The sequence below is a fragment of the Streptomyces sp. NPDC001351 genome, assembly GCF_042896045.1.
In the GTDB taxonomy this organism is placed as follows: domain Bacteria; phylum Actinomycetota; class Actinomycetes; order Streptomycetales; family Streptomycetaceae; genus Streptomyces.
On sequence record NZ_JBIAWS010000024.1, the window covers coordinates 15,626 to 38,050 of the forward strand.

Annotated in this window: 11 protein-coding genes and 3 pseudogenes; 10 read left to right on the top strand and 4 right to left on the bottom strand. The window is 72.3% G+C overall.

Features of this window, described 5'->3' with window-relative positions:
* Positions 1–35 precede the first annotated feature (35 nt).
* Positions 36–743, top strand: coding sequence for a TetR/AcrR family transcriptional regulator (locus ACFY1U_RS48080; protein WP_390700431.1), 708 nt, complete (start codon positions 36–38; stop codon positions 741–743).
* Here ACFY1U_RS48080 and ACFY1U_RS48085 read toward each other — a convergent pair.
* Together ACFY1U_RS48085 and ACFY1U_RS48090 are read right to left on the bottom strand one after the other, a co-directional pair.
* The gene (locus ACFY1U_RS48085) at positions 688–5,292 is read right to left on the bottom strand and encodes a beta-ketoacyl synthase N-terminal-like domain-containing protein (protein WP_390700432.1); all 4,605 of its coding nucleotides are present in this window, start codon (positions 5,290–5,292) and stop codon (positions 688–690) included. The two genes, ACFY1U_RS48080 and ACFY1U_RS48085, sit on opposite strands and share 56 nt — an antisense overlap.
* Positions 5,289–12,287 (bottom strand): SDR family oxidoreductase, encoded by a 6,999-nt coding sequence (locus tag ACFY1U_RS48090; protein WP_390700433.1) that lies wholly within the window; start codon positions 12,285–12,287, stop codon positions 5,289–5,291. The genes ACFY1U_RS48085 and ACFY1U_RS48090 overlap by 4 nt, the downstream gene beginning before the upstream one ends.
* Positions 12,288–12,763: 476 nt before the next feature.
* Here ACFY1U_RS48090 and ACFY1U_RS48095 point away from each other — a divergent pair, with 476 nt between their 5' ends.
* The gene (locus tag ACFY1U_RS48095) at positions 12,764–13,402 is read left to right on the top strand and encodes a BTAD domain-containing putative transcriptional regulator (protein WP_390700434.1); all 639 of its coding nucleotides are present in this window, start codon (positions 12,764–12,766) and stop codon (positions 13,400–13,402) included.
* A 75-nt stretch (positions 13,403–13,477) separates the two neighbouring features.
* Here the strand turns inward: ACFY1U_RS48095 and ACFY1U_RS48100 are convergent.
* Positions 13,478–13,642: pseudogene (locus ACFY1U_RS48100) on the bottom strand (M1 family peptidase); the annotation flags it as partial.
* Between the two features lie 236 nt (positions 13,643–13,878).
* On the opposite strand from ACFY1U_RS48100, the gene ACFY1U_RS48105 reads away from it, so the two are divergent.
* Positions 13,879–14,232, top strand: coding sequence for a VOC family protein (locus ACFY1U_RS48105; protein WP_261680111.1), 354 nt, complete (start codon positions 13,879–13,881; stop codon positions 14,230–14,232).
* 312 nt (positions 14,233–14,544) lie between these two features.
* Here the strand turns inward: ACFY1U_RS48105 and ACFY1U_RS48110 are convergent, their stop codons facing one another.
* Positions 14,545–15,156, bottom strand: a complete 612-nt coding sequence (locus ACFY1U_RS48110) for a DUF2867 domain-containing protein (RefSeq protein WP_390700435.1) — start codon at positions 15,154–15,156, stop codon at positions 14,545–14,547.
* Positions 15,157–15,779: 623 nt separating this feature from the next.
* Here ACFY1U_RS48110 and ACFY1U_RS48115 point away from each other — a divergent pair.
* From ACFY1U_RS48115 to ACFY1U_RS48145, 7 genes and pseudogenes are all read left to right on the top strand, one after another.
* Positions 15,780–16,157 (top strand): annotated as a pseudogene (locus ACFY1U_RS48115) (alpha/beta hydrolase); the annotation flags it as partial.
* A gap of 127 nt (positions 16,158–16,284) precedes the next feature.
* Positions 16,285–16,593 (top strand): hypothetical protein, encoded by a 309-nt coding sequence (locus ACFY1U_RS48120; protein ID WP_390700499.1) that lies wholly within the window; start codon positions 16,285–16,287, stop codon positions 16,591–16,593.
* Positions 16,523–17,201: pseudogene (locus ACFY1U_RS48125) on the top strand (transposase); the annotation flags it as partial. The gene ACFY1U_RS48120 and the pseudogene ACFY1U_RS48125, both read left to right, overlap by 71 nt.
* Positions 17,202–17,509: 308 nt before the next feature.
* Positions 17,510–18,763, top strand: a complete 1,254-nt coding sequence (locus ACFY1U_RS48130) for a glycosyltransferase (protein WP_390700436.1) — start codon at positions 17,510–17,512, stop codon at positions 18,761–18,763.
* Positions 18,764–19,118: 355 nt separating this feature from the next.
* Positions 19,119–20,621 carry an NDP-hexose 2,3-dehydratase family protein gene (locus tag ACFY1U_RS48135; protein WP_390700437.1) on the top strand — a complete coding sequence of 501 codons (1,503 nt, stop codon included), beginning with the start codon at positions 19,119–19,121 and terminating at the stop codon, positions 20,619–20,621.
* The gene (locus ACFY1U_RS48140; RefSeq protein WP_390700438.1) at positions 20,621–21,670 is read left to right on the top strand and encodes a Gfo/Idh/MocA family protein; all 1,050 of its coding nucleotides are present in this window, start codon (positions 20,621–20,623) and stop codon (positions 21,668–21,670) included. Before ACFY1U_RS48135 ends, ACFY1U_RS48140 begins: the two co-directional genes overlap by 1 nt.
* On the top strand, positions 21,670–22,413 hold the full coding sequence (locus ACFY1U_RS48145; protein ID WP_390700439.1) for an NAD-dependent epimerase/dehydratase family protein: 744 nt from the start codon (positions 21,670–21,672) through the stop codon (positions 22,411–22,413). Before ACFY1U_RS48140 ends, ACFY1U_RS48145 begins: the two co-directional genes overlap by 1 nt.
* The last annotated feature ends 12 nt before the right edge of the window (positions 22,414–22,425 follow it).

Here is a 22,425-nt window from a genome sequence, read left to right on the forward strand (position 1 = left end):
GGCGGCTTCCGCGTACTCAGGACGGGTTCAGAGACATGTCACACGGTGGTAACCGGCGTCGGCTGGAGCCCGAGGAGCGCCGGGAGTCGATCCTGGCCGCGGCCCGCGAGCTGTTCGGCGACCATCCGTACGCGGGCGTATCGGTGGCGGACGTGGCCCGGTCGGCCGGGGTCTCGCCACCGCTGGTCGTCTTCTACTACGGGAGCAAGCGGGCGCTGTACCTGGCGGTCATCGAGAGCGCCGCGGACAGCATCCGGCGGGGGCTGCGGGCGCTGCCCGGACCTCCCTCGCCCGAACGGCTCGCGGCGGGCGTGCGGTTCTACGCGGAGTACGCGCGCGCCCATCGGGCCGGCTTCCTGTCCCTGCTGCGCGGCGGCCACGAGCGCGCGCTGCCGGAGGCCACCACGGTGGTCGAGCGGCTGCGGGACGAGATCGCCGAGCAGATCCTGGCGGACCTCGCGTCCGTCGCCGAGGAGACCGAGGGCGCAGAGCGGGCCGAGGGGGAGCTGGGGCCGGTCACCGCTCTCGCGGTGCGCGGATATCTCGGGTATGTGGATGCCGTGGTCGTGCAGTGGCTCGCGCTGTCGCCGGAGGTCGTCGGGCCGGACACCGTCGCCGCGCTCGCCGTCGGGGCGTTCCTCGGCGGGCTGTCCGCTGTGGGTTCCGTGCCCTCGCTCGGCCCCTCCCTCACCTCGTCCACGCCACCACGTACTCCCGTCGGTCCAGGTCCGCAGGAGCGCTGACCACCGCGAGGCCGATCCGGTACGTCCGTTCGTCGCCGGACCGTACCGTGGCCAGCAGATCGCCGTCGCCGTCCGTGGTCTCTTCCACCTCGCAGACCTCGAAACGCCTGGGACGGCCCTGCAGCCCGGTTCCCGCGGCCTTGGCCGCGGCCTCCTTCGCCGCCCAGAAGCGGGTGAACCACAGCTCCCCCGACTCCCCGGTCCGGTTCCGGTGCGCGGCCAGCAGCCGTCGTTCGCTGTCGGTCAGCGCGGCGGCCGAGAGCGTGGGGGGCCGGTCGGTCACCTCCTCGATGTCGATACCGGCGCCCGATGCGGAACGCGGTCGTACGAGGGCGACGGCAGCCTGCGCGCAGTGGGCGATCGACACGTCGAGGGCGGGCAGCTGCCTGCCGTGTTCCCCGGCCACCCAGGGGCGGCCGTCGGGTGCGTTCCCCACCCGGATCTCGGCGGGGAAGACGGTCTCCTCGCCGCCCTCCCAGAGCCGGTAACGGACCGCGTCCTTGGCCGCGATCCGGCCCAGCAGCCAGTGCCGGCGGCGCGGTGGCGGGCAGGACTCGTACTCGGCGCGTTCGGCGGCGTTGAGGTGGTTGCGCATGACGAGGTCGCGGGAGGCGAGGTCGGCCCAGCGCTCGAAGAGCAGGACCCAGCCGCCGGGTTGCGGGCGCGAGAGCGCACGGTACTCCGGGAAGTTCTCCACGGCCTGGGTCTCCGGGTGGTTGTCGAAGCGGCGGTTGCGCCACCCGGACAGCTCGGCCCACACCCGTCCGCCGTCTTCGGTGAGCTGGATGTCCGCGTCCACGGTGGTGTCGTCGACCCGGGTGATGCGGACATGGCAGCCGATCCGGGTGCCGGGCGCCGGACGGGGCCCGTGGAAGCGGACGCGGTCCAGGCCGACGGGGAGCACTCGGGTCCGGGTGTCGAAGCTCCGGATGATCCAGTAACCCAGGATCTGCCCCGCGCAGTCGAGCAGTGCTCCGGGGGCCGACGGGGCGGTGATCACGCCCCGCACATGACGCGGACCCATGGCGGTCAGCTCGGTCACGCCCTGGAAGGCGGGGCCGTGGAACATCAGCCGTCCGTCATACATCTCCTCGGCGGTGTCCGGGGGCGCGGACTCGGTGGCCGCGTCCCAGTCCCACTGCTGCGGGCGGTGGGTCGGAAAGCCGGGTGCGGTCGTCGCCACGGCGGTGCTGTAGCCGCCGAAGTCGAGGCGCAGCCGGTCCGGATCGGACGGGAGGGGCTCGGCGGTCACCGTGACGTCCACGGGTGGTGCGGCGGCGAGCCAGCGCAGCAGCCGCAGCTCCCTCAACTCCACCACGCGCCGCCCCGGCGCCGCGGCCTCGGCGATCTCCGTCATGTGCTGGACGATCGTGGTGCCCGGCATCACCGGCCGCCGGTCGGACTCGTCGGGCCAGCCGTCGCGTTGCCTGAAGAAGCAGTGGTCGCGCAGATGGGGCATGGCGTCCGTGGACACCCGCAGCACGGCCCGGTGCGTACGGGAGGCGACGACGTCGGGGAGAGGGCCGGTCTGCGTCGGTGCCCCCGCCGCTTCGGGGGCGGTCCAGGGGTGGGCCGGCGCAGGGGGCGTACCTCGCGCGGTCACCCCGGCGAGAGCGGTGAGCGCGAGATCCGATGTCTGCGTCATCTCGGTGAGCAGCGCCCGCAGTTCGGCCCCGACGGGGCCCGGCGGCACAGGCGCCCCCGCTGCCGCGGCCCTTTCGGTGCGTGCGCCGACGGCATCGTCGAGCGCCGCTCGCAGAGCCGCACGGTCGGACACCCCGAGCGACATGAGCGCACCGCCGAGATCGAGCCGGACGAGAGGATCCCTGCGGGGTGGGGCCGGCTCCGGCGGGTGCGGCGGCGCGTCCTGCGGGTGCGCGGCCGAGTCCCCCGCAGTCCGGGACGGTTTTGCCGGAGGCGTCACCGACCCGTCCGGAACCGTCACCCCGTACCCGTCGGCCCACAACGCCGCTGTCACCCGGCGCAGTTGGGCCATGCCGGTGCGGTGTGGGGTGGCCGCGGGGAGGGCCAGGTGAGGGCGGGCGGACAGAGTCTCGGTGACGGCGGCGGGGAGTTGGCCCAGACCGACCTGGACGAAGGCGCGATGGCCGGCCGTGTACATGGCCTCGATCAGCCCGCGCTGCCTGACCGGCTCGACCAGCATGCGCAGGAACAGCTCCCGGACCGCGGGCCCGTGGCCGGTGAAACGGGCGGTGGTGGTGCCCGACCAGAGCGGAACGGTCGGCTCACCAGTCCGCAGGGCCTCGGCGAAGCGGCGGAAGGGCTCGACGTAGGGGGCGAACATGGGTGTGTGGAAGCCCGAGCGGAAGGACAGTTCCCGGGCGAACACCCCACGGCCGCGGAACTCCTCGACCAGATCCCCCACCTCGGCTGCCGGACCGCAGACGACACAGCGGGCGGGTGCGTTGTCGTGGGAGACCACGATGCCGCGTCGTGCGTCGACACCGTCCAGTACCCGCTCCGCGGGCAGCCCCACCGCGGCGAACATCAGGTCGGGCACGGCGACGGAAGCGGGGTCGACGCCGTCGAACACCTCCTCGGCTCCTGCCGTCAGATGCCCCGAGCTCATCATCGCGGCCCACTCCCCCACGCTGCACCCGGCCACCGCGTCGGGCCGCACCCCGGCCCGCCGCAGCGCACGGTCGAGCAGTCTGCCGACGCCGAGGACGCTCAGCCCGTGCGTGACCGCCGTACCGGCGTCGGCGGTCACCGGCGCGGCGCCGAGCCACGCGGCCACGTCGTCGACGCGGGGTTCGAAGTCCGCGTCCAGTCCGGGAAAGACGAACGCGAGCCGCCCGCCGCCCGCCGACCCGAGCAGCGGCCGGGTCGAGAACCACATGTCGCCGCGCCCGCGCCAGGGCTCCCCCGCCGCGACGACCCGCCGGGCCATGGCCAGCCGCCGCGCGTCGGGATCGGCGACGGCCAGCCGTACCGGGCCCGCGGCCGGGTCCCGGTCGGCCGGGGCGGACGCCCGGACGACGGCATCGTCCGCGTCGAGCAGCCGGGCCAGCGCCGAAGGGGTGTCGGCCGCCAGCCGTACGACATCGCTCCCCGCCGCCTCCCGCACCCACAACGCCCCCAGACCCTTCGGCGCCCCGGACGCCCCGGACCCCGCCGAAGTCGCCCTGCCGTGCTGCTCGACGACGACATGGGCGTTGATCCCGCCGAACCCGAAGGCGTTCACCCCGGCCCGCCGGGGCGACTGCTCCCAGGGCGCCGCCTCCCGCAGGGGCTCGAATCGCGTCGACGCGAGGGCGGGATGCGGGTCGTCGCAGTGCAGGGTGGGCGGCAGGACGCCGTGGTGGACCGCGAGGACCGCCTTCACCAGGGCCGCCGCCCCGGCCGTCGGCATGGTGTGCCCGATCATCGACTTCACGGAACCGATCACGGCACGCGGCCCGCCCCCTGCGTCGGCGGGTCCGAAGACCTCCGACATGGTCGCGATCTCCGCGCTGTCACCGGCCGGCGTCGCGGTGCCGTGCGCCTCGATGAGCCCCACGGAACCGGGCTGCGCCGGGTCCAGCCCGGCCGCGCGCCAGGCCTGCCGCACCGCCCGCACCTGGCCCCCCGGGTCGGGGCTCATCAGGCTGCCGGTCCGCCCGTCACCGGCCACACCCGTCCCCCGGATCACCGCGTACACGCGGTCGCCGGCCCGCTCGGCGTCGGCGAGCCGCTTGAGCAGCAGTACGGCGGTCCCCTCCCCGATGAGCGTGCCGTCCGCGTTCCGGTCGAACGGCCGGATCCGCTGGCTCGGCGACAGCGCCCGCATCTGCGCGAACACGCTCCAGAAGGAGATGTCGTGGCAGTGGTGGACCCCGCCCGCCAGCACCGCGTCGCAACGGCCGGACAACAGCAGGCTCACCGCCTGGTCGACGGCGATGAGGGAGGAGGCGCAGGCGCCGTCGACGGTGTAGGCGGGGCCGCGCAGGTCGAGGCGGTTGGCCAGACGGGAGGCGGCCAGGTTCGAGACCAGCCCGATCGCGTTCTCCGGCGCGTACGGGCCGAGCGCCTCATGGTAGGCGGCCCGGACCTTGTCCAGCGCGGCCGGATCCAGCTCGGGCAGGATCTCGCGCAGGGTCTGCACGAGCTGGTTGCAGCCGCGGACCCGCTCGCTGAACCGGATCGCCGCGGGGGTGACGTATCCGCCGCGTCCCAGGACGACGGCGATACGGTCGCGGTCGGGCAGCCGTGCCTCCCCACCCGCGTCCTCGATCGCCGCAGCGGCCACGCTGAGGGCGATGAGCTGGTCGGGCTCGGTGCCCTGGACGGCGACCGGCGGAATGCCGAAGCGGGTCGCCGCCACGGCGGCGTACTCGTCGGCGAAGCCGCCCCGGCGGCAGTACACCCGGTCGACCGGGACCCGGCCGCCGGCCGCGGCCCCCGGTTCGTAGAACCAAGGGTCCCAGCGGTGTGGCGGTACGTCGGTGATGGCGTCGGTCCCCGAGACGATGTTGTGCCAGTACGTGTCGAGGTCCGGGGCGCCGGGCAGCAGGACCGCCATGCCCACGACGGCGATCTGAGTCGTCATGAGTCGAGCCAGCCGGACGGGGCGTAGATCACCGTCGTCGCGTCGGCGGGCGGGCCGTCGTACCAGGCCAGTTCGCGCAGGAGGCACATCGGCCCCTCCTCGGGGTCGATCAACGCCAGCTCACGGCGGGTGAAGTCGCGCTGCAGCTCCTCGGACACCATGCCCGGGTGGGCCCCGACCGGCGCCCACGGCCCCCAGTGCACGGTGACCCCGCGGGTGCCGGTGCGCCGGGTCCAGTCATGGGCGAGGGACTCCAGGACGTCGTTGGCGGCGGCGTAGCCGACCTGGCCGCGGCTTCCGATCACCGTGGCGACGCTGCCGAACAGGACCACGAAGCGCGGTGGCACGGGCAGTTGCGCGGCGGCGTCCAAGAGCGCGGACGCGCCGGCGACCTTGCTGTCGTAGACGAGCCGGAACGATTCCATCGTGGTGCGCGCGACGAGCTGGTCCACCGTGACACCGGCCCCGTAGACGATGCCGTCCAGGCGGCCGTACTGCTGGTGTACCTCCTTGACCAGGCGGCGTACGGCGACCGGGTCGAGAACGTCCAGGATGCGGTAGTCGGCCGCCGCGCCCGCCTGTTCGACGGCGGCGAGGGTGCCGGTCAGCTCGCGCTGCGCCAGGATCTCGCGGATCGCCTTCTCCATGTCCCGGATCGGGGTGTCGCCGCGTGCGACGAACGCGGACCTCAGCTCGTGCAGGGTGCGTGCGGCCGCCGTCTCGGGTCCTTCGGGCTCGTTCGGCAGGTCTGTGCGGCCGGCCAGCACGAGCCGGCAGCGGCTCGCCGTCGCCAGCGCCGCCGACACCTGGGCGGTGATGCCGCGCCCGCCGCCGATCACCAGGACGACCGACTCGGTGTCCAGGCCGAGTGCCCTCGCCTCGGCGGTTCCGTCGTCCGCCGGTCCCGCTCCGGCGGTGGCGAGCGGGCCCAGACCGGCCGGGACGGTGCCCAGGCCGAGCCGACGTCCACCGAGGTGTCGTACGACGGGCTGGTGGTCGTGGGTGAGGGCCTCGGCGAGCAGCCTGCGAGCCACCGCGGCGGCATCCGCCGACCCGTCGGGCGCCATGAGTTCGTCCGTCTCTACGAGCTTGATCGTGGCCTCCGGGAACTCCCGCGCCGCGGTGCGCAGCAGACCGCGCAGCCCTTCGGCGGCCGAGGTGCGTGCGGCGGTGTCGTCCGGGTCGGCGCCGGTGGCCGGGGCGACCACGACCAGGAACCGCGCCCCGCCCGTGAGCGCGCGCTGGATCAGCGGGAACATCTCCGGCAGCAGGGGTTGCGCGGGGTCGTCGACGGGCGCGAGGCAGAAGACGCCGACGTGACCGTCACCGGCCCTGTCCTGCCCGGACTCGACCGCTGCACCGCATTCCGTGAGCCGCTCGCGCAGGGCCGCGGCGAGTGCCTCGACGCCGCCGTCACCCCGCAGCAGGAGCACAGTACGACCCGCGAGCGTGGCGCCGTCGTACGTCACGTCCTCCAACGGCACGGAACACCACCGATACCGCCCGGGCCGTTCCCCCGCCGACGGCACACCTTCCGCCACGGCAGCGTGATCCGGGGAGGCGGGGGCGGGGGAAACGGATGCCGGGGAGGCGGCCGGTACGACGTGTTCCGTCAGCCAGGCCTCGATCGCCGACGCCGTCCGCGCCCGCGACAGGTCCTCCAGGTCCACCGAATCCGCGTCCACGCCCACCGGAGTCACCCGCGCCACCAACTCCGCCGCGATCTCCATCCGTTTGATCGAATCGATGCTCAGATCCGCCTCCAGATCCAGATCCGCCTCCACCATCTCCGGCGGATAACCCGTCCGCTCACTGATCACCTCCCGCACCACCGACGCCGTGTCGACGACCGTGGCGGGCGGTGGCGAGGCGAGTGGGGCGGTCAGGGCGGGGACCGGGGTCGGAGCCGGAGCGGGGGTGGGGATCGGCAGGGCGGACGGGAGTGCGGGGATCGGCGGGGCTGCGGGAGCGATGGGCGCGATCGGCGCTGCGGGGGTGCCGGTCATCGTGCCGAAGTAGCCGAGGAGGACGTCTCGTTGGGCGGACAGCAGGTCGCGGCCCGCGCGCAGGAAGTCGGCCACGAGCTGTTCCGCCGGGGTGTTGCCGCCGTGAGGTTGCGTCACGCTGGGCTCCATGATTCGTCGGGCGGGGCGCAGCCCGCCGGGCAGGGGGTCGCCGTCCGCGGTCCGTACCAGGTGGCCGTCGACCAGCCAGCCGGCCCGGGCCGGCGGCTCGTCGGTGTCGACGGGAGCGGCCCGGCCGCGAAAGAGGGGGTCGAGCCGGACGGGGACGCCGGCGACGGCCAGCCGGGCGAGCATGTCGAGGTAGCCGTGCAGCTCGCCCGCCGCCCCGCCGGGCCGGACGGCAACCGCCAGGTGCGGCCGGTCGCCGAGGATCGTGGCGGTGAAGCGGGTGAGCACGGTGCCGGGTCCGGTCTCGACGAAGACCCGGGCGCCGGCCTCGTACATCGCCTCGATCTGTTCGGCGAAGCGGACGGGGGCGGCGATCTGTTCGGTGAGCTCGCGCCGTATGAGGTCGGGGTCCGGGGAGTACGGCAGCGTCGTCCTGTTGGCGAACACCGGGAAGGCGGGGTCGCCGACCTGCTCGGCGGCCAGAGCCGGGGCGAACCGGGAAGCCGCCCCGGCGACGGCGGGACTGTGGAAGGCACAGGCCACGGGGATGCGTTTGGCTCCGTGACCGGCGGCCCGGAATCGTTCCACCGCCGAGTCCACCGCGGCGACCGGGCCGGAGATCACCGTCTGCCGGGGGGTGTTGACGTTCGCCACGACGACCTGGTCCGCCAGGCCTTCCTCGGCGAGGAAGGCGGCGGTACGCGCGGCGCCCAGGGACACGGCGGCCATGGTGCCGGACGAGTCCGCGGCGGCGTCGTGGATCGCCGACGCCCGGGCCTCGCTCAGCCGCAGCAGGGCGTCCGTGCCGTAGGCGCCGGACACGCACAGGGCGACGAGTTCGCCGTAGCTGTGCCCGGCGGCCATGTCGGGGCGCACGCCGGCCAGAGCCAGCAGGTCGTGGGCGACGAGGCCGGCGATGCCGAGGGCGGGCTGGGCGACCCTGGTGTCGGTGAGCGCGGCGAAGCGGGCGGCCCGGGCTGGTTCGTCGAAGGCGTCGGGCGGGAACATCGCCGCCGCCCAGCGCGCACCTTCGTCGACGTACCGGCGAAGCTGCGGGAAGGCGGTGGTCAGTTCGGCGAACATGCCGGGGGTCTGACTGCCCTGGCCGGGGAAGAGGAACGCGACCCGCCCGCTCTCCCCGAGGGCCGCGGCCGTCTCCTCGTCCCGGATGTGGAGTCCGGCCGACGGATCGGACGTGTCCTCGCTCAGGGCTCGGCGCAGCAGCGCGGTGAGGTCGTCCAGGTCGTCGCAGAGCAGGGCGATTCGTACGGGCTCGCGGCGCGCGGCCCGTGGTGCGGCGAGGGCTGCGGCGGTGGCCGCCAGGTCGCGCAGCGGGCGGGACCTGGCGGCCCGGTCATCGGCCTCGGCGAGTTCCAGCAGGCGAGCGGCGTCGCGGCGGGCCGCGGCGAGGTCGCTGCCGTGGAAGAGGAGGAGTTCGGCGGGCCATTCGGGCAGACCGCTGCGCGGCGGAGCGGAGGGATGAGCCGTCAGTACGGCGTGGAAGTTGGTGCCGCCGAAACCGAAGGCGCTGACGCCGGCCACCCGTTCGGCGGGCGGTGCGGTCCACGGCCGGGCCGTGCCGGCGAAGCTGAACGGGCTTGTCTCGGCGGACCAGGCGGGATTGGGCCGGTCGATGTTCCCGGCCGGGGGCAGCACTCCGGTGTGCAGTGCCATCGCCGCCTTGACGAGGCCGGCCAGACCGGCCGCGCACTTGGTGTGTCCGATCAGCGCCTTCACCGAGCCGAGCGCACAGCTGCCCGGTCGGGCGCCCGCCTCGGTGAACGCGTCGGTGAGCGCGGCGAGTTCGGTGCGGTCACCGACCACGGTGCCGGTTCCGTGGGCCTCCACGAGACCCACGGTGGACGGGGACAGGCCGGCGTCGGCGTAGGCGCGGTCCAGTGCCGCCCGCTGGCCTTCCCGGCGGGGCGCGGTCAGGCCGAGCGACTTGCCGTCACTGGCGGCGCCCACCCCTTTGAGCACGGCGTAGATCCGGTCGCCGTCCCGCTCGGCGTCGGCGAGGCGTTTGAGGACGAGGCAGGCGACGCCCTCACCGAGGCCGATGCCGTCGGCCTCGTGGTCGAAGGGGCGGGAGCGGCCGGTCGGGGAGAGTGCGTGCACGGACGAGAACAGCAGGTAGTCGCCGATGCCGTTGTGCAGGTCGGCGCCGCCGCACAGCACCACGTCGCTGCTGCCGCCGACGAGTTCCTTGCGGGCGATGTCCAGGGCGGCGAGGGAGGAGGCACAGGCGGCGTCCACGATGTAGTTGGCCCCGCCGAGGTCGAGCCGGTTGGCGATCCGCCCGGAGATGACGTTGGCGAGCATGCCCGGGAAGGAGTCGGCGGTCAGGCGGGGCAATTCGCCGTCGAGGGCCTCGGGCAGGCTGCCGTAGTAGGCCGGGAGGGCGGCGCGCAGCACGGTGGCGTTGGCCAGGTCGCTGCCGGCCTCGGCGCCGAACACGACGGAGGTGCGCTCCCGGGCGAAATCGCGGGTGCCGAAGGCGTCGTCGAGGGCGCGGCGGGCCACCTCCAGGGCGAGCAGCTGGACGGGTTCGATGCTGGCCAGCGCGGTCGGCGGGATGCCGTAGCGCAGCGGGTCGAAGGGGATCCTGGGCAGGAAGCCGCCCCACTTGGAGACCGTGGCCCGGCCGGGTTCGCCGTCGGCGTCGAAGTAGATGTCCGGGTCCCAGCGTTCGGGTGACACCTCGCGCACGGCGTCGGTCGCGGTGACGACGTGCGACCAGTAGCTCTCCAGGTCGGGGGCGTCGGGGAACAGGCACGCCATGCCGACGATCGCCACGTCGCCGGCGCGCCGACGCCGGGTGCCGGAGGCGGGGACCGCCCGCTCCGCCGGGCCGCCGGAGGGAGCGGCGCCGCTGCCGGCGGCAGCCGTGGACACCGTTTCCGCGTCGTCGGCCACGGGCACACCGGCCGCCCGTCCGATCTCGCGCAGGCGTACGGCCGCGAACTCGGCGGCGCCGGAGGTGACCGCCCGGTGCAGGGCCGCCACGGACGTCACGCGGTCGCGCAGGGTGGCCACCTGGCCGGCCATGAACAGGCCGTCGGCGCGCTGCCGTTCCTCGTCGGCGGTGACCAGCCGGTCGCCGGACCGCTCGACGCCCTTGGCCGCCAGCCGGAGCCGGCCGACGTTGAGCGCCTCGAGTTCCGCCCAGATCTCCCGCTCTGGGGCGCCCTGCGCACGACGCTCCGCGCGCACCCGGGCGAACTCCTCGGTGAACGGCGACCTGACGCAGCGGGTGGCGTGCCCAGGCGCCGTCTCCAGCAGGTCGGTCGCGGTCGCCGTGACGACCTGACGCTGGAAGGCCGGCCCCACCGCGCCGAGTTCCACGGCCTCCTCGGTGAACAGGTAAGCGGTGCCCATCAGCAGCCCGGTCCCGACCCCTCGCGCGGCCAGCGGAGCGGCCAGCGCGGCGACCATGGCGGCCGAGCGCTCGTCGTGGACTCCGCCCGCGAACAGCACGGTGGCCCGGGCCGCGGTGTCCGTACCGGCGCTGTCACCGTCGTCGGTGTCCAGGAAGGCGGTCAGGACCTCGGTCTGCGCCTCCCACAGCGGGAAGCTGTTGCGCGGCCCGACGTGTCCTCCGCACTCGGCGCCCTCGAAGACGAACTTGCGAGCGCCCGCCCGCAGATACTGGCGCAGCAGCACGGGTGACGGTACATGGAGGAACGTGCTGATGCCCTCGGCCTCCAGGGCGGCGGCCTGCGACGGGCGCCCGCCCGCGATGATCACATGGCTGGGCCGGACCTCGCGGATCGCGGTGAGCTGGGCGGCGCGCAGTTCCTCGGGGACGAAACCGAGGATGCCCGCGCCCCAGGGCAGCCCGTTCAGCGCGTCGCGGGTGCGGGTCAGCAGGTCGCGCGAGGCGGCCCCGTCGGACAGCGCGAGCGCGACGAACGGCAGCCCGCCGTCCCGGGCCACCGCGGCGGCGAACTCCGGCCGGTCGCTGACCCGGGTCATCGGCCCCTGCGCCACCGGCAGGGCGGTCCCGAGCGGGGTGCCGAGCAGGACGTCGGTGAGCTGCGGGTTCGTGACGGTGTCGCTCCCCCACTCTCGACTTCGCTCGAGCGGGGGGACCCCCATCGCGTCCCGGACCGCCCGGACGGCGGTCCTGACGTCGCCGTACTCCCGCGCGAACCGGTCGGCGAGGAATCCGTCCTGACCGACCGGCAACAGCGCCTCGGCGGTGTCGTCCGAGCCGAGCCGCCGTATCAGCTCCGCCTCGGACAGTCCGGCCAGCGACCGGCCAGGGGCGGGCACCGCCCGCAGCACGCGGTGCCCTGCCACCCGTTCGGAGTCCGTGCCGTCCGTCGCACGGATCGCCCGTGCGACCGGCTCCGGCAGGTCCGACTCGTCGAGCAGGGCGAGCTGGATGTCGAGGACGACGCCCGTGGCCCCGCCCATGACGGCTGCGGCGGCCGTCCGTGGGCCGATGCCGCCGCACGCCCATACCGGTGCGCGTGCGCAGTCCGGGTCGGCGAGCAGTTGCTGCAGCAGCACGAACGTGCTCTGTTCGGCCACCCGGCCGCCGGACTCGTCGCCGCGCGCAATCAGTCCGTGCGCTCCGGCGTGTACGGCCTCGCGCGCGTCGGCGAGACCGGTGACCTCGGCCAGCACGCGCTGCCCCGCCGCGAAGTCGGAGGGCTGCCAGGGCGCCCCGGCCGCCAGCACGACCAGGGCCGCGTCACGCACGTCCGCCGGACCAGGACCGGGGGCGCGGCCGAGCCGGACGCCGAAAGGACGCGTGGTCCAGCGGCGGACGTCGGCCAGGGCCTCGCGGGCGCGGGGCCCACCACGGGTCAGATCGAGTACGCCGAGCGCGCCCGCGTTCGACAGGGTCGCGGCCATCCGGGCATCGGGAAGTTCGGCGGGTGTGATGCCCAGGACGATCGGGTCACCTGATGTTCCTGAGTGCTCGCGTGACTGTGCCGACTGTGACATCTCCGCTCCGAAGTCTCGGCTTACGCATCGCGCACACCCTGCACGGCGGTCATGGGAGAAAACCTTGCCGGAACCATGGCAGGAACGTTTCGCGCACCACGTTCCCCCGGTTCACAGCACGTTTCCAGGACCGGAAGAATTCCTATGCGGAATCCAATCTCACCGCCGTGACCTGCGAGACCTTCGGAAGGAAACGGGTTTGAATCGTTAACCAAAGCGCAATCCGTCCGTACCGACCTACTGGCTAGACTCGCGTGTTCATGGAACTCCGAGTTCTCGGCCCCATAGAAGCTTTCCTCGACGACCAGCCCGTAGATCTTGGCCCTCCCAAACAACGCTCTGTATTAGCCGCATTGTTATTCGACCTGGGCCGCCCGGTGCCCATGGAAATCCTCATCGGGCGGGTCTGGCACAACCGCCCGCCGGCCCGCGCCCGGGAGAACGTGTATGCCTATATCGCCCGGCTGCGTCCGATCCTCGGCCTCGGTACCGACCGGCATCGGGCCGCGCCCTCGATCGTGCACACCAGCGGCGGCTACCGGCTCGACGCGGACCCGGACACCGTGGACCTGCACCGCTTCCAGCAACTCACCACCCGGGCGAGAGCCGCGCGGACCGACCACACGACCCGCCGCGAACTCCTCGCCGCGGCCCTCGGCCTGTGGCGAGGCACCCCGCTCACCGGGCTCGACGGGGACTGGGCAGCCCGGGTGCGGACCTGGCTGGAGGAGGAGCGTGCCAGCGCCCTGGCCCAACTCGCCGAATCCCAGGTCGAGTTGGGAAACGCGGAGGAGGCGATCCACCTCCTGCGCGGCATCCTGGTCGCCCGCCCCTCCGACGAGTCCCTCGCGGCGGGCCTGATGCGCGCCCAGGCGGCAGCCGGACAGCACGCCGCCGCCCTGCGCACCTACGCCACGGCCCGCCACCACATCGTCTCCGAACTGGGCACGGAACCAAGCCACGAACTCCACCGCCTCCGCAGCGACCTGCTGCGCCACACCACCGGCCCCGCAGCACGCTGAACGATCTGCCCGGGGCACCGAGACACGATCAGGGCTCTCGACGTACTCCGTGAACTCGGCCGTGTACTCCGTGAACTTGGCCGTGTACTCCTTGAACTCGGCCGTGTCCGCGTTGCCGTGGCGGTGGGCGGCCCAGCCCTGGAGGATGTCGCAGAAGGCGTCGTCGCCGACGCTCCGGCGGATCTTCCGCAGGACCATGGCGCCGCGCACCTACACCGGAGCGTGGGAGATGTGCGCGGCGCCGCGCTGGCCTGCCGTTCGGCGGCGTAGGGGCCAGCGGTTTCGGCCGCTACCAAGGCGAGCACTCCATCGACACCTTCTGGCGTCCTTCGGGTGGCCGCAGCCGGAACAGGACTTCCTCAGCCGCATCGCGCTGCTACACGGCTCTGCGGGACACAATCCGCACACCGGACCGGCAGTCGGCGGCAGTCACCCCCGGCCCTGGCAGCCAGCCGACCCTGTTTATGCTCACGCCCATGGCACTCGAGTGGGAACAGATCATCGTCGACTCCTCCGACCCCATCGCCCTCGGGCGCTGGTGGGCCGAGGCTCTCGGCTGGGTAGTGGTTGACGAATCCGAGGAGATCATCGAGATCCGGCCTGAGCCGGACCAGATGCCGGGGCTGCTCTTCGTGCCCGTCCCCGAGGGCAAGACGTCGAAGAACCGGCTCCACCCCGACTTCCGCCCCGACGACCAGGAGGCCGAGGTCGCCCGGCTGCTCTCCCTCGGTGCCCGGCGCGCCGACACCGTGCAGGACGAGCAGCACTGGGTGACCCTCCTCGACCCGGAGGGCAACGAATTCTGTGTCCTGGGTGAGCGGAAGAGCTGAGCGGGGTCGGGCAGCCGTTCGGGCGGAGGTGCCGAACGGTTTCGCCCACCCGCAGCTGCCCCAGCCGCTGTACTCCGACCCGGCTACACCACTACACGGACATGGCCAAGGGACGAAAGTCGCTGAGGGAGGCACCTTTTCTCGTTGGTGGGTGGAGCGATGCCGTCGCCGGGGTCCGTGAGGTGGTTCCGGGTGGGGGTGCGCCCCGGTGAACAGTGGCGCGGGTTCAGCTGATGGCTGGTTCGAGGTAGCCGGAGGCGGCCAGGATTCCGGTCAGCCGGCCTTTGTCCCGCTTGTGAGGCGCTGGCGCCGTTATGCCGGATTCGGCCTACCCGCATGAGGATCGCCGGCTTGTGTCTGCCAGTCGCGTCCGATCGATCGGATCAGTATCGGGTACACCACCAGGTGCCGGAACGGCGCGATCGCGGCCATGTAGAGCCTGCCGAACAAACCGTTGGTTTTCACCAGCACGGCCATCTGGCCGCGGTAGCCGCCGGCCTGGTCCGGGACCCAGCCGATGTGCATCACCCCGTGAGTTGTCAGGTTGGCGAACTCGGCCGCCCACTCGTTGTCCGTCTGATAGACCGAGGTGAACACAACCGGACCCTCGCTCATGTCCGGTCCGGGTGGCGCGTGACGAAGGTCCGTCGGCAACCGGTCGCGCAGCGTCTGCACCCTTGCCCCGACACTTGAGTCGGGCTTGTCCCAACCCAGCAGTGCTCCCAGCTTCCAGCGGATCGCGAACAGGGTGCGGACCATACGGGAGTCCGACTCGCCGTCAGCAGTGATCTGCCGCACCAGCCGTCCGAGGTCGTCGGGACCGCCGGGCGTCGGCAACGCCCACACATCCTCAAGCTTGAAGTCGCCCGCGATCTCGTGAATGCGCCAGGGCCGGGAGGTGTGTTCCGTGTTCGGGAGCCTCATTCGTGGACCCTCAATCCATCTCGGATCGGTATGTGTCGGTGGTCAGGTCGTCCCGGATCATGAGGGCCGAGTCTGCCTCGGACAGTTTCCGGTGACGCTGTCGCCTTGTCGGCCACACCCCTTCCTCTACATCTGCAGGAGGCGAGTCAGACTCTACGCTTGGGCCCAGCGGTGTTCGTGCGGGCGGCGGCGACCGAAGAGCACGATCCACGCCATGCCCCCTCGTTCGGCTCCGGCGCCAACACGGCACTGCGCGACGCGGTGGCTCTCGCCCGGGCCCTGGAGCGCCGCCCACGGCGAGACACCCGTGGCGGAGGCCGTGGCCGAGTACGAGACCGAAATGCGCGCCGCGGTCTTCCCCATCCTGCGTGCTTCGGCCGACCCGCGGGCCGCCGACATGATTTCCTGCCCGACGACCTCCCCGTCAGCCACACCTGATCGCCGCCTCCCCGCCACGAGCCGCACCACGAGGAGAACAATGCCCGTCACCGAAGAACTCTCGTTCCACGTGTCGGAACTGCCCCTGCGGGGGCCTACTGTTCGGCCCCGCCGACGACCCCGAACGCCCTGCCCTCGCCACCCTCCAGGGCGCCCTGGGCGGTCCCGCGGAATCCATGCTCGCCATGGCCCGGGGCTTCACCGACGCCGGGCTGGCCTGCCTGATCTACGACCACCGCAACACCGGCTACAGCGACGGCGAGCCTCGTCAGCAGTTCGATCCCTGGCAGCAGTGCCGGGACTTGCGCGGCGTCATCACCCATCTGACCCCGCGCCAGGACGTCGATACCGACCGCATCGCCCCGTGGGGCGTCAGCATCGGTGGCGCCAACTCCCTCTTCACGGCCGGCACCGACCGCCGGGTCGAAGCCGTCGTCAGCATCATCCCCCCGCTCAGCGGCTGGAGCGCACGCACCCTCCAACCGGCCCACACCCTCGCGGAGCTGGAAGCTCTCATCCCCACCGACCGTCAGGCCCAGCTGCGCGGCGAGCCGGCCGAGAGTATCCGCCTGCACGGCGTCCCGGAGCCAGGGGACCCGGTCATGTTCAGCGACCAGGAGGGTCTGGAATTCGCCCCACTGGCGCACGCTGACCCTGCCAACTCTGCACACCCTGGCCTTCCCCCTGCACATGGCAGTCGCCGACCAGATGGGAGTCCCCACCCCCGGCGGCCTGGGCGGCCTAGCCACCGACCCGGCGGTTGTGTTGCGTGCCGAGCGGCTGGGCGGCGCGGTTGCCGGGCAGCTCGGCCTGCCCAACGACGAGGTCCGGTTCCTGGGCGAATCCGGCACCTGTCCGATGTGCCACCTCGACCTGATCGTGCTGCGCGGCGGCCGCGCCGAATGCGGCACCTGCGGGGCCGCGGGCCGTTTCGTCGTGGAGGACGGCGACGTCCGGGTCGACTTCTGCACCGCCGGCACGACCTGCGCGAGATCATGACGCGATCCTTTACGTGGACCGCACCGACTGACAGTGGGCCTACCTCCCGCACGACTTCCCGCCCCACCAGACGGTCTACGGCTACTTCGCCAAATGGCAGACCGACGGCATCTTCGCCCAGCTCAGCTGCCTCTTACGCGAGTTGGTGCGCCAGCAGGAAGGCAAGAACCGCCACCCTTCGGCCTGTGTGATCGACGCCCAGAGCGTCAAGACCTCCACCTCCGTGTCCGCCAGGACGCAGGGCATCGACGCGGGCAAGAAGAATCGTCGGCCGCAAACGCAGCATCATCACCGACACGCTCGGCCTGCTGCTGGCGGTGCTGGTCACCGCGGCAGGCGTCCAGGACTCCACCGCCGGCCGCACCCTCCTCGAGCAGGCCGCCACCCTCGGCATCGACCTCGAAGTCGTCCAACGCGCGCCCGGGCCCCGGGGATTCACCCCAATCTCGAAACGGTGGACGGTCGAGCGGACCTACGGCTGGCTGATGCTCCACCGCCGTCTGGCGCGCGACTACGAAACCCACCCGCACCGCTCCGAAGCCATGATCCATCTCGCCATGACCGACCTGATGGCCCGCCGCATCACCGGCGAGAACACCATCTCCTGACGCGACGCGACATCAACGGATCAAATTCGCATCCCGGGATGAAACAACGGGAGAAAACGACCTCTAAGGCGAGACGAGTGAGCACTTCGCGGCGAACACGAGATGCCTGGTGTGTCGTGGTTGCCGGGTTCCGCTGTCCGGCGATATCCGGACGCTATCCGTCCCGCCTAGGCTCGGCCTGGCCGGGACTGCTCGATAGCGGGCGGGCTGTCAGCTCATCGACGGGCGAGGACCACTGGCAGCAGCGGTGCCTGACGCTGACCCCGGCCTGACGCCCGTCCGGCGGAGTTACGGACTCGAGGAGAACGATGCGGATCGTCCTGCTGACCATTGGTTCGCGCGGTGACGTGCAGCCGTTCGTGGTGCTCGGCGCTGAGCTGAAGGCTCGTGGGCACGACGTGGTGCTGGCAGCCGGGGCGGAGTTCAGGAGCATGGCCGACCGGGCCGGTCTCGGCTTCCGGGCTCTCGAAGCGCTGCCCGCCGGCTTCGCCGACTCGGTGCTGCGCGATCCGAAGGTGCAGGCCGCCTTGCGGCGTGGGCCGTCGATATACCGGATGGCCCTGGCGGCGCCACGGCTGACCGGTGCCCAACAGCAGGCCCTGATCGACGAGATGGTGGCCGTCGGCGAGGGCGCGGACATGGTCGTCAACACCACGCTGACCCGGATCGGCGCGCTGGCCCGGCCGGATGTGCCGTGGTGTTCGGTCGCGTCCTGGCCGGTGACCGAGACCGCGGCGTGGCCCGCGCTGGGCGCGCCGGAGCTGTCGCTGGGCGGCGGTTACAACCGGTTCACCCACCGGGCCATGGGCGCGCTGGAGTGGCTGGTGTACCGGCCCAGCGTGAACCGCGGCCGGACCGCCGCCGGGCTGCCGCGACTCGGGCTCCGCTCACCCTTCCGTGACGACGGGGTCACCCGGCCGCTGCTGTACCAGTTCAGCCCGCACGTGTTCGCGCCGCCCGCAGACTGGCCGGAGCACTGTCACATCACCGGGTACTGGTCGGACAACGTGCGTTGGGACAATCCGGCGGAGGTGACCGAGTTCGTCGAACGCGGCGATCCGCCGCTGGTGGCCACCTTCGGCAGCGCCTGGGCGGTGGACGGTCCCGGCCTGCTCGCGGCGAGCGTGGCGGCAGCGGCGGCGACCGGACACCGGCTGGTGGTCATCGGCGGCCCGGACGGCCCGCTGCCCGCCGGCGTCGAGGCGATCCGGACCGAAAGCGCCGACTTCGTCTGGCTGCTACCCCGCGCCGCCGCCGTACTGCACCACGGCGGCCAGGGCACCACCGCGGCCGTGGTGTCCGCCGGCGTGCCACAGGTCGTCGTACCTTGCTATGCAGACCAGCCGGTGTGGGCGAGCCGGATGGCCACGCTGGGCGTCGCACCGCAGCCGGTGCCGTTCTCCCGGTTGACCGGCGACCGGCTGACCGCCGCCGTGCGAACCGCCATCGACGATCCGGCGATCGCCACTCGGGCGGCGGCGCTGGCGGCGGCGGTGCGCGCTGATCGAGGCGTGGCCGCCGCCGCAGACGTCATCGAGAAGCACGCCGTCACCCGGCGCTGACGGCTTCCGGTGGCAGCCCTTCCCCAGTGGGAACTGGAGGAACCTTGACCGCTCTCCTGGCTGTTGCAGGGAGATCCGACCCTCGCGAGTCGCACTTTCTGCTTCACGGCCCGTTGTCGACCCGCTTTCACAGCGATGGCCGGAGTGCCGGCCATCGGTCTTGCGCGAGCTCCACAGTCTTCATCCCCGCCGGCCCGGTGGTAGGCCGGTCCGCAGCCTGGTTTCGCCCCGGAGCGGCTGACCGAACGCACACGACGCTCGTTCGCCCTCCGGGTGAACCCCGTTTCTTGTCCTGCTCCGCAGAAGTTCGTTCTCTTCCCGGCCTGCAGGTCGGGGTATCCACGAAGGAGTCCGAATGACCGCATCCCAGGTCACCCCCGGTGGTCTACTTCGGACCCACGACCCGTCGGCGGCGCTGCGTGTCGTCCGATCAGCACTGTCCACCCAGGGCACCGTGACGGCCACACCGGACTTCCGGTCCTGGTTCGCCGAACAGCTAGCCGTGGCCAGGACCACCACGGTCGCCGGTATCGACTTCGCCGACCTGGTCGGCTGGCGTTTCGCTGACGACACCGGGAACCTGGTGCACGACAGCGGAAAGTTCTTCGCCGTCGAGGGCCTGTCGGTGGCCGCCGCTCACGGCCCGGTGGCGAGCTGGTCGCAGCCGATCATCAATCAGCCGGAGACCGGCGTGCTGGGCATCCTGGTCAAGGAGTTCGACGGGGTGCTGCACTGCCTGATGCAGGCCAAGATGGAGCCGGGCAACTGCAACGTGCTGCAACTGTCCCCGACCGTGCAGGCCACGCGGAGCAACTACACCGCAGTACACCGCGGCCGATCGGTGCCCTATTTGGACATGTTCCTGTCCGCGCCACCGCAGTCGGTGCTCGCCGACGTGCTGCAGTCCGAGCAAGGCTCGTGGTTCTACCGCAAACGCAACCGCAACATCGTCGTGGAGGCCACCGCGGACGTCGAGGTGCTGCCCGGCTTCTGCTGGCTGTCACTGGGCCAGGTGCACGCGCTGCTCACCGAGGACCACCTGGTCAACATGAACACGCGCACGGTGCTGTCCTGCCTGTCCTTCTCCGGACCGAACCTCGTGGGCGAGCTGGGCTGTGGCGCGTCCGGGTTCCGGTCGGCCCTCGTGCGGTCGATCGGAACGGAGTGGGGCGCACTGCACACCGACGGCGAGATCCTGAGCTGGATCACCGACCTGCGGTCCCGCCGCGAGGTCGAGGCCACCCCGATCCCGCTGCGCGAGGTGCGCGGCTGGCGCCGGCTGCCCGACCGGATCACTCACGACACGGGTGTCTTCTTCGACATCCGCGCGGTCGCGGTGGACGGCGGGGGCCGCGAGATCGACAGCTGGACGCAGCCGATCATCGCCCCGCACGGGCTCGGCGTCGTGGCGTTCCTGGTCGCCCGGTTCTCCGGGGTGTTGCACATACTGGTCGGCGCCCAGGTGGAGCCGGGGCATCTGGACTTCGTCGAGCTGGCGCCGACGGTGCAGTGCACGCCGGACAGCTACGAGCACCTGCCGGCCGAGGCCTGGCCGCCCTTCCTGGACGACGTGCTGGCCGCGCCGGCCGACCGGATCCGGTTCGAGACCGAACTCTCCGAGGAGGGCGGACGGTTCTACCACGCCCGTGGCCGGTACGTGATCGTCGAGGTCGACCCGGTGGTGGCGAACGGTGCCGGACCGGCCCGGCACCGGTGGATGACCATGGCCCAGATCGTCGGGTTGCTACGGCACAGCCACTACGTGAACGTGCAGGCCCGCACTCTGGTGGCGTGCCTGCACAGCCTCGTGGCTCGCCTCGATGACGACAGTCCGGTCGCGCCGGGTGGGGGCGCCTGATGGTCCGGCCTCTCGCGGAACCCGTCCCCGGAGCGGACTTCGACCCGGCGGCGACGGTGCGGATCGGTGTGCTGGGGGCGGCATCCACCGCGTGGCGGCGAATGCTACCTGCTCTGGCCGGTACGGCCGGGGTGTCGGTCGCGGCCATCGCGAGCCGGGATCGGTCCAGGGCCGCGGCGTTCACAGAGCGGTTCGGGGGCGAGCCGATCGAAGGGTACGCGGCGCTGTTGGAGCGCGCCGACGTCGACGCCGTCTACGTCCCGCTGCCGAACTCCCTCCATCACGAGTGGGCTGCGGCCGCGCTCGCGGCCGGAAAGCACGTCCTGGCGGAGAAACCGCTGACGACGTGCGCCGCCGACACCGCTGATCTGGTGCGCCTGGCCGAAGTGAACAACCTCGTGCTGCGGGAGAACTTCACGTTCCTGCACCACCCGGTGCACGCCGTCGTGCGGGAGCTGGTGACCGCCGGTCGAATCGGCGAGCCTCGGCACTTCACCAGCTCGTTCTGCTTCCCGCCGCTTCCCGTCGCCGACGTGCGATACCGGCCCGAACTGGGCGGCGGGGCGTTGCTGGACGTCGGTGTCTACCCGATCCGGGCGGCACAACTGTTGTTCGGCAACGAGATCGAGGTCGCCGGCGCGGTGCTGCACGTGGATCCGGTCACCGGAGTCGACGTGTCCGGCAGCGTGCTGCTCACGACCGGCGACGTGGTCGTGACGGCCGAGTTCGGCTTCCGGCACAGCTACGGTTCCCGCTACCGGCTGTGGGGCTCGTCCGCCCAGCTGCTGCTGGAGCGCGCGTTCACTCCACCCGCGACCCACCAGCCGGTGCTGCGCATCGATGAACAGGACCATGCCGAGGAGATCGTGACGCCGGCCGCCGACCAGTTCGCCCGATCGGCTGCTGCTTTCACCGCCGAGGTCCGAGCCCGCCGAGCCGGCGTGCCGAACTCGGCAGCGGCGTCCAACGCCGACACTCTGCGCACCGCCGAACTTCTTGACGCCATCAGGGCATCGGCTCGCGTCGTCACCGTGTCCGGAGGACAGTGATGCTCGTCATCGGCCGGGGCTTCATCGCAAGCCACCTCAGCACGATCGCCGACCGGCACCCGCACGCTGTGGTGGTGGCTGCCGGTGTGTCCAGCATACGGGTGACCGATCCGGCGGAGTACGCCAGGGAGCGGGCACTCATGGCCGATGTGACGCAGCGCTGCCTGCGAGAGAACCTGACCGCGGTGGTGCTGTCGACCGCGTCGCACGCGATGTACGGCTCGACCGACCACATCGTGGAGGAACGGGAACCCATCTCGCCGAGTTCGCCCTACGGGTGGCACAAACTCGGGCTGGAGCGACAGGTGGCGGACTCGGGCGCGAACTGGCTCGTGCTGCGGCTGGCGCACGTCGTCGGCGCACGACAGCGGCCGCACCAACTGCTGCCCGCGTTCGTCGAGCAGGTGCGTTCGGGAACCGTCCGACTGTACCGGGACACCTACCGAGATCTGGTCGACGTGCGCGATGTCGTGTCCGCTGTGGACGGTCTGCTGGCGGCCGGCGTGCACGGCGAGGTGGTGCACGTCGCCTCTGGCACACCGGTTCCGGTGACCGAGATCGCCGCCGGGGTGCGGGCTCGGATGGGCGTGCCGGCCCGGCTCGAGGTCGTCGACGCCCCGCCGGTGCGCACGACGGTCTCCACCGCCCGGTTGCGGACCCTGCTGCCGACCGCCGTCCTGCCGGGCGGCGCCGGCCACCTCGATCGGCTACTCGATCGGTACGTGGCCGACTACGCCGGCTGAGCTCGCCCCCAG